Source organism: Streptomyces sp. NPDC059037, from assembly GCF_042740015.1.
Lineage (GTDB): Bacteria > Actinomycetota > Actinomycetes > Streptomycetales > Streptomycetaceae > Streptomyces.
Genome location: NZ_JBHYIG010000371.1, coordinates 1 through 8,443 on the forward strand (window position 1 = coordinate 1; position 8,443 = coordinate 8,443).

At 69.2% G+C, this 8,443-nt stretch carries 6 protein-coding genes and 1 pseudogene; 2 read left to right on the forward strand and 5 right to left on the reverse strand.

Going from position 1 to position 8,443, the window contains the following annotated elements:
* A pseudogene (locus tag ACFWY6_RS42085) lies at nt 1–208 on the forward strand (hypothetical protein); the annotation flags it as partial.
* A gap of 180 nt (nt 209–388) precedes the next feature.
* Here the strand turns inward: ACFWY6_RS42085 and ACFWY6_RS42090 are convergent.
* The 3 genes from ACFWY6_RS42090 to ACFWY6_RS42100 form a co-directional block, all read right to left on the reverse strand.
* Nucleotides 389–676: an acyl carrier protein gene (locus ACFWY6_RS42090; RefSeq protein WP_384702162.1), complete on the reverse strand. Its 288-nt coding sequence runs from the start codon at nt 674–676 to the stop codon at nt 389–391.
* Between the two features lie 35 nt (nt 677–711).
* On the reverse strand, nt 712–3,129 hold the full coding sequence (locus ACFWY6_RS42095) for a hypothetical protein (RefSeq protein ID WP_384702165.1): 2,418 nt from the start codon (nt 3,127–3,129) through the stop codon (nt 712–714).
* A 91-nt stretch (nt 3,130–3,220) separates the two neighbouring features.
* Nucleotides 3,221–4,090, reverse strand: a complete 870-nt coding sequence (locus tag ACFWY6_RS42100) for a class I SAM-dependent methyltransferase (protein WP_384702168.1) — start codon at nt 4,088–4,090, stop codon at nt 3,221–3,223.
* 132 nt (nt 4,091–4,222) lie between these two features.
* Between ACFWY6_RS42100 and ACFWY6_RS42105 the strand changes: the two genes are divergently transcribed.
* Nucleotides 4,223–4,699 carry a DUF2867 domain-containing protein gene (locus ACFWY6_RS42105; protein ID WP_360767244.1) on the forward strand — a complete coding sequence of 159 codons (477 nt, stop codon included), beginning with the start codon at nt 4,223–4,225 and terminating at the stop codon, nt 4,697–4,699.
* Here ACFWY6_RS42105 and aceA read toward each other — a convergent pair.
* Nucleotides 4,696–5,982, reverse strand: a complete 1,287-nt coding sequence (gene aceA / locus ACFWY6_RS42110) for an isocitrate lyase (protein WP_384702172.1) — start codon at nt 5,980–5,982, stop codon at nt 4,696–4,698. The two genes, ACFWY6_RS42105 and aceA, sit on opposite strands and share 4 nt — an antisense overlap.
* A gap of 41 nt (nt 5,983–6,023) precedes the next feature.
* The coding region (locus ACFWY6_RS42115) for an alpha/beta fold hydrolase (protein ID WP_384702175.1) at nt 6,024–8,443 on the reverse strand (2,420 nt) is incomplete at its 5' end.

An 8,443-nucleotide genomic window follows, 5' to 3' on the forward strand; every position in this document is an offset into this window, starting at 1 on the left:
GTCCGTGGCCGAGCTCGCCGACACGGTCCTGCCCGCCCTCACCGCAGCCACGGCTCTTCTCAAGAAGCAGGACCCGGCCGAGGCCGACAGCTTCCGCGGCATCATTGCCCTCGCCCTCGAAACGGGCGGCCAGGCCCGCAAGGGCGGGGTCAGTCCCGCCATGGCCGACATGACCCGCAAGATCACCGCCGCCATCGACGCCGCGTGACGGGAACGGGTGGGCCGGGTCTGGACGGCCGGGCCCACCTCGATCGAGATGAGGTCTGCCGATGCCGCCCGGTACTCCGCCGATGACGCCAATGACGCCGGTGACGCCGGTGACGCCGGTCCTGCGTGAGACGACAGCTCGGGGCCGGACCCGCTGAGTCCGGCCCCGTAGTAGTGGCAGTCAGCTCGTCTGCGACCCGTCCCTCTTCGACGCCAGCGTGCGGACCAGGTCCACCACGTCGCCCACCGTGCGGACGTACGCCAGCTGCTCGCGCTCCACCCGCTGGCCCAGCTCGCGTTCCAGGACCGTGATCAGGTCCACGTAGTCCATCGAGTCGAGGCCCAGGTCCTCGCGGAGGTTGGTGCGGGGGTCCTCGACGTCCTCGCGTGGCATCACCACCGCCTCCGCCAGGAGGGTGATCACTCGGGACTCCAGCTCCTCGGTCGTGCCTGTACCGGTCTGATCCATGGGGTTCTCCTGCCTTTCCCGCTGCGTTGTCGTCGTCAGGCCTTCGGCTTCGCCGACTGCTGCTGCTGTGCCACCTGGACGCCCGCCATCGCCATCGCCTTCGGCGAGAGTTCGTCTCGTTGCCAGCCCAGGGACGAGAACCTGCTCAGGCCGTCGCCCTCGTTGTTGTGGCCCACCATCACCGAGTAGAGGTTGATCGTTCCCGGCTCCTGGAGCTGGGTGGCGAAAGGTGCGTCGTCGAACGATGCGATCCTGCGGTGGCGGACCTTCAGGGAGCCGTAGTCGCGGTCGTAGTCCTCGGGGGTGAAGGTCAGGACGCCCGTCTGGCCGCTCACCGCCGACGGCTTGACGCTTTCGCGGTACGTGCGGATCACCGAGTGGCTGCCGTTGACGAAGCGGAAGACCGTCAGGTTGCGGCGGAAGGGTGAGTGGTCTACCGCTATCTGCTGGACCAGGTTCGGGAGGATGTCCGGGACCATCGCCGCCGTGCCGTCTCCCGTGAACGAGATGACGTTCTCGTCGCGTCGCGTGGCGATTCCGGGCAGGGCCATCAGGCCGTCGCCCATCAGGCCTCGGCCGTACCAGCCCGAGAATCCCTGGCTGGTGCGGGGCAGGGTGTTCACCGCCGAGAGGCCGGCTCGGCCGATGTCGTACACGCCCACGTAGCGGTAGTCCTCTTCCTCGATGAGGCCCTCCAGGACCCCTCGCAGGCGGCGGAAGAAGTAGTTCGTCGTCATGGGGAGGACCGGGAGGAGGCCGATCACGTCTCCGTCCGAGTCCGTGGTTGAAGCGATCGCCTTGCGGCGGAGTGCCAGGACCTCGGGGTCCACGTCGAGGCGCTCGTGCAGGGTGCGCAGGACTCCCTCGATGTCGTCGACGATGCCCAGGCCCGTGAAGGGGGCCTTGTCGATCTCCCGCTCCGTGATCTGGATCGGGGCGAGCTGGCGCAGTGACGATTCGGAGAACGGCGTGTCGATCTGGGGGATTTGGGTGCCTATGAACATGACCGATTGTTCGTCGGTCGGGCGCAGGGTGCCCTCCTTGTACAGGTACTCGTAGACGCGCGGCGAGTAGCCGTACATGCTCAGTGTTCCGATGTACTCGTCGATGGCCTTGCCGTCGCGGTACCTGTTCACCGTGCCGGGCTGTGCCACCGAGTCGGCCAGGCCGATGCCCGCCTTCTTCGCCAGCTCGTACATCAGGTCCGTCGCCGTGGCGTTGAGCGGGCCCACCTGGCTCAGGAGCCTGCGGGGGGCCGTGTTGAGGAGGTTCGACAGTTCCTCCACCTCCGAGGTGCGGACCGCCTCCACCCTGCGCGTCGTCGGCTCCGGGACCTTCGGGAGCTCCTCGGGCGCGAGGGTCGTCTGGAGTACGTCTCGGGGCGCGATCACCATCACCGGGCCCCGGCCCGCCCCGTACGCCTCGAACGCCTCCGCAAGGCCTTCCGCGATGTCGGCCGACCTCGCGATGTGCACCACCGGGAAGCCGCGGGCCAGCAGCGACGGGCGGCTGTCCTCCGTGCGGTGGATGGTGCCCTGGAAGGGGTGCCACTGGTCGGTGCGTGAGTCACAGCAGACGATGAAGCCCTTGGTGCCGACCGCCACGTGGTTGGCGAGCGTTCCGCGGAACTCCTCGTGCATGCCGCTGGTCGCGACGATCGCGAACGGCGCGGCGTCGAGCGTGTACCGGGCGAGGGCGGAGCACGCCAGGCTGTGCTCGCTCGGGCCGCGCACGATCGGGTTGCCGTTGCTCACCGCCCGCTGCTCGATGTCGTCGATGAAGGTCGCGACGCCGGAGCCCGTGTAGTAGTGCAGGCCCCAGGCCGAACCCGCCTGCGCCGTAAGGAAGTCGGCAATCGAATCCGCGATGCTGCTCGGCTTCATCGCGGGGCGCAGGCGGCTGTTGCTGTGCAGTTGGAGCGAGTCGACGAACGCGCAGGCGACGTCGGCCGCCACCACCCAGGGCTCCGCCGGCATCCAGCGCGGGGTGAAGAGTTCCACCGAGTAGAAGCTCTCCACGTCCTGGTCGGTGTAGACGTGCACCGAGTACGGGCTCGGCTCGAACTCCGCCGACTCGCTGATGGCCAGGGACAGTTTGGCCAGCTGCTCGTTCAGCTCGTCGGGCGAGGTCATGCGGTAGCGGTAGTCGGCGTGGTCGAGCAGGAGCAGGCTGAGGACCGACTTCTGGCCCTGTGTCCCTCCCTGCGCCGCGGTCGCGGCGTTCACCGCGTCCTCCACCGCCGCCAGCGAATCGACCGTGAGCAGCGTGAACCGGTCCTCGGGGGCCACCAGATCGAGGAAGCGCAGACCGCGCGCGACGACCTCGCGGTAGTCGTCGTTCGCCGGGTCGTCGGCCGGTTTCACCGGCACGTCGAGGCCACGCGCTCCGGCCAGGTCCGTCAGCGCGCGGGCCGCCGCGTGGTCGACCGTCTCGCCGTCGGTCACGACAACCACCAGGCGACGGAAGGGAGTTGCTTGCTGCATTTCGGGCATTTCTGTACGTCCCAACAGTAGATGTGATCAGGCAGGGGGTGGGTCAGCCGCGTCAGGCGGCCCCGTTGCGGAGTCTGACCACCGCCGACCAAGGAGCCCGGCGCGGTTGCCGCGGATCGGGCTGGGGGAACAGGGAAAGGAGTCGCATGAAGGGAGAAAGGCGCTTCCATTTCGCCGCCGCCGGCAGCTGCGAGGCAAATCGTTCGACGGTCCAGCCCGCCTCTTCAAAGAATCCGATTCCGTTGGCCGGGCCGAAGACGACCGGCGCATTGTTCTTTTTGCTGGCCCGGTCGGAGAGTTTGACGACGGCCGGGCTGATGATGTCCGCGATCCACCAGGTGATTTCGGACGACTTCAGGTCCGACATCACGCCACGGACCTCGGATTCGGACAGGTAGAGGAGAAGTCCCTCCGTGATGACCAGGGTTCTGCCCGGCTGCCCCTGTGTCGTACCTTGTTCCGCCCTCTGTGTCGCCTCCTTGAGGAAGGCGCGGCGGGCCTCGCCGTCCGTGAGGTCGACGGGTACGCGGGTGAGCTTGCAGCGCGGCTTCTCGTGGGCGAGGACGCGGTTCTTCTCCTCGACGATCCCGGCCAGATCGACCTCGATCCACTCCAGCTCCGCGGGCAGATCCAGGCGGTAGGGCCTGGTGTCGAGGCCCGCGGCGAGGTTGATGACGCGGTCGCAGCCGTCGGCGACGCACCGCGCGACGAGGTCGTCTATGAGCTTGGTCCGCGCGATGAAGAACCAGCCGTTGCCGAAAGACCGCTTGGCCTCATCGGCGATGATCCTGCCGCGTTCGCCGGCGAGGCCCGCCGCCAGCGGATCGCTGAACAACGCGTCCGGCCGCGCGGATTCACGGGCCCGATACTCCGCGACCCAGCGCGCCGTATCGGAGACATTCGCTATCACCGATTTCACCATGGATTCCCCTTCCCCAGTGGAGAGTTGGTCCTTTCGGTCACCGCCACCTGTGGGTAGACTCCGAGACCGTATTTTGCTTTTGTGTGGTACGCCTGCCGTACACCGATTCAGCTGCCGAAGGAGACCTCTTCCGTGTCCACTCCGCGTGCGCGTCGCGTCGAAGTACCGCAATCGCTTCGATCAAGTGAAATTTTCAAGGATTCCAACTACGCGTCCGCGTTTGAATTAGCGACTCCGGACGCCCGGTCCCGCACTCCCGAGCAGTGGGGCCGGACCACGTTCGAGGGTGCTCCGGCTCTCCTGCAGCGGGTCCTGCGGCTGGGCTGGACGCTCGTCCTCGGCCTGCGGATGGGCGGGCGGTCCGAGCCGGGCCATGTGCTCGGCTGGCTCATCTCGGACTCCGGTTCCGAGTCGATGACGCTCGAATCGCACTCGGGCCTCGTCGCCACGTACAACGTCGTCGAGGTGACGGACGCGAGCGTGGTGTGGGCGACCTCCGTGCGCTTCAACCGGCGCTTCTCCCGCGTCATTTGGGGCATGGCCGCGCCGGTCCATCACCTGGCGGTCCCGTACCTCCTGAAGCGGGCGAGCCGGTCCGCGGCCCGTTAGTGGAACTGTTCCTCCTCGGTCGAGCCGCTCAGTGCGGTGGTGGACGAGGTGGGGTTCACGGCGGTGGAGACGAGGTGGTAGTTGGCCGTGCCGACCACGCGGTGGGGCTTGTCCGCCGTGAACCCGTGTTCCTGGGCGGCGAACTCCCGCTCCTGCAGGTCGACATAGGCCGTCATGCCCGACTCGGCGTAGCCGCGCGCGAGGTCGAACATGCCGTGGTTGAGGGAGTGGAAGCCGGCCAGCGTGATGAACTGGAAGCGGTAGCCCATCGCGCCCAGTTCCCGCTGGAACTTGGCGATCTGGTCGTCGTCCAGGGCCGCCTTCCAGTTGAAGGAGGGTGAGCAGTTGTAGGCCAGCATCTGGTCGGGGTACCGGGCGTGGATGGCCTCGGCGAACTCGCGGGCCTGGGCCAGGTCGGGGGTGCCGGTCTCCATCCACAGCAGGTCCGCGTACGGGGCGTAGGCCAGGCCGCGGGCGATGGCCGTGGCCATGCCGTTGTGCACCCGGTAGAAGCCCTCGGCGGTGCGCTCACCGGTCACGAACCGGGCGTCGCGTTCGTCGACGTCGCTGGTCAGCAGGTTCGCGGCCAGCGCGTCCGTGCGGGCCACGATCAGCGTGGGGACGTCGGCGATGTCCGCGGCCAGGCGGGCCGCGTTCAAGGTGCGCACGTGCTGGGCGGTCGGCACCAGGACCTTGCCGCCCAGATGGCCGCACTTCTTCTCCGAGGCCAGCTGGTCCTCGTAGTGGATACCGGCCGCGCCCGCCTCGATCATCGCCCTGGTCAGCTCGAAGGCGTTCAGCGGACCGCCGAAACCCGCCTCCGCGTCGGCGACGATCGGGGCCAGCCAGTCCACCGACGCATCGCCCTCCGCGGTGGCGATCTGATCGGCGCGCAGCAGCGCGTTGTTGATCCGACGCACCACCTGCGGCACGGAGTTGGCCGGATACAGCGACTGGTCGGGGTAGGTGTGACCGGCCAGGTTCGCGTCGGCCGCCACCTGCCAGCCCGACAGATAGATCGCCTGCAGCCCGGCCTTCACCTGCTGCACCGCCTGACCACCGGTCAACGCACCCAGCGCATGCACATAGTCCCGGTCGTGCAGCTGACGCCACAGCCGCTCCGCACCCCGCCGCGCCAGCGTGTGCTCCTCACGCACACTGCCGGAGAGCCTGACCACATCCTCGGCGGTATGGGTCCGCTCGATCCCCTTCCAGCGGGCGTCGGTCGCCCACCGCTGCGCCAGCTCCGCGGCCGTTGCCGTGGTCGTTCCTGTCTGTGCCATGCCTGTCTCTCCCCGATTGGCGTGGTTGCGCTTCGTTGCTGTCAGCTGTGCGAGGTGCGGATGCGGTCGAACCATTCGCCGAGCACCCGTGCCGTGGTCGCGGCCTTGTCCTCGAGAATCGAGAAGTGGTCGGCGAGGACCGATTCGCCGAAGTCCGCCGCTTTCCAGGTGGGATCGATGGGGGCGTTCAGCGTCGCGTCCGCCGCCGCGGCCCGCACCGCGAGCGTGGGGGCCTTGATGCTGACCGGCGACCACTGGTCGTACAGCCGCAGATAGGCGCCCATCGCCAGGAGGTTGTCGTCGTTGACGACGACTCCGGTCGGGTCCCGGTCGAGGATCTCGTTCATCGCCCAGTCGAACAGGGCCTCCCGCTCGCCGCTGTCGTCGATGTCGTACGTATCGACCATCGCGACGCCCTCGGCCTCGCGCCCCGACCGCTGCAGGCGCTCCGCGACGGCCTGGGCCATCAGTCCGCCCACGGAGTGGCCGACGAGGAAGAAGCGTTCGCCCGCAGCGGCTTCGAGCGTGGCCTCGGCCATCGCCTCGACCACCACGTCCCACGACGCCGGCAGCGGCGAGGACTTCCCGAAGCCCGGCAGTATGAGCGCCGATGTCCGCACCCTGGGGCTGAACTCGACCGCGAGGCGGGCGAATTGGTGAGGTCCCGAACCCGCGAGGAACGACGGCACGCAGATCACCGCGGGCGATGCGTTGCCGTCGGCGGCAAGCACCGACCTGGGCGATCCGGTCAGCTCCGCCGTCGACGAGAAGGACGGGCGGAAGCGTGAGGCGGCCACGAGGACCGGGACGGCTTCGGCGATGGCGTTCTCGACGTGGGCGCGGCGCATCATCACGGTGAAGGTGCCGCTGCGGCGCTCGCCGCCGGCCGCCGGGAGTGCCGGTGCGGCCGCCGCCTGCTTCTCCGACTTCTCCGGCTTCTGCCCCAGCCAGTACCGCTGGCGCTGGAAGGGGTACGTCGGGAGCTCCACCGTGCGTGCGGCGCGCCCTGCGAACGCCGGTGACCAGTCCACGCGTACGCCGCCGACGTGGGCCTGCGCGAGCATGAGCAGGAAGGCGGCGAAACCGTCGGGCTCGTCGTCGACCGGCCTCGTGATCAGGAACTCGGCGGGGTCGCCGCCCGCGGCGACGATGGCCGCGGCCACCTCGTCGGCGAGGGTGGGCTGCGGGCTGATCTCGATGAACGCGCGGAAGCCGTGCTCGGCCTTCTCGCGGATGCCGTCCCGGAGGGTGTCGGGCTCCCCTGTGCCACCGCCCGTGGACGCCCCCGCCGCGATGCGTGCGGCCTCCTCCAGCGTGCGGTGTCCGGCGATCACCGAGGCGGCGGGTTCACCGCCGGGCCGGCCGGCCACTCCGCCGGGCCGGCCGATCACCCCGTCCGCCTTGACGCCGTACGAGTCCCAGAGCGCCGCGAGCGACACCTGGACGGCGAAGAAGGCAGGGCCGAACACTCCCTCGTCGGAGATCGCGGGGGCGCCGGGTGCGCCGTTCAGCACGTCGATGAGGTTCCAGTCGACGTACGGGGCGAGGGCGTCGGCACACTCCCCCATCCGAGCGGCGAACACCGGGGCAGATCCGAGGAGTTCACGAGCGAGGTCCATGGACTGGCGGTCCGGGGCAGGGACCACGAACGCGATGCTGCCCGTCCGCGCGCCGGAGTTGAGACGGACTCGGGGGCCGGGGTCACCGTCGGCGATCTGGGCGAGTCCGGTGAGGAGTTCGGTGCGGTCGTTGCCGATGATCACCGCGCGGTGGGAGAGCTGGGCGCGACCGGTCGCGAGGGAGTAGCCGATGTCCAGGGGATCCAACTCCGGGCGTGCGCCCAGCCATTCACTCAGGCGGCGCGCCTGCGCCGTGAGCCCCGACGGCATCTTGCCCGAGAGGACCCACACCGCGGGAGCACCCGACCCGCCGCCCTCAGACTCCACTGCAGCATCGGCTTGCAGGGGCGGTTCCTCCACGATCACATGCGCGTTCGTGCCGCTGGCGCCGAAGCTCGACACTCCCGCCCGGCGCGGACGCGAGGCGTCACGCGGCCAGGACCGCGCCTCGCGCAACAGCTCCACCGCACCCGAGGACCAGTCCACCTTCGACGTCGGCTCATCCACATGCAGCGTCGCCGGCAGCGACTGGGCACCCATCGCCATGACCATCTTGATCACACCGCCGACGCCCGCCGCCGCCTGCGTGTGGCCGATGTTCGACTTCAGCGAGCCCAGCCACAACGGCCTTCCGGCCGCCCGGTCTTGGCCGTACGTCGCGAGCAGCGCCTGCGCCTCGATCGGATCGCCGAGGACGGTCGCCGTGCCATGGCCCTCCACCGCGTCCACGTCCGCCGACGACAGACCAGCATCCGCCAACGCCGCCCGGATCACCCGCTCTTGGGACGGGCCGTTCGGCGCCGTCATCCCATTGCTCGCACCGTCCTGGTTCACCGCCGAAC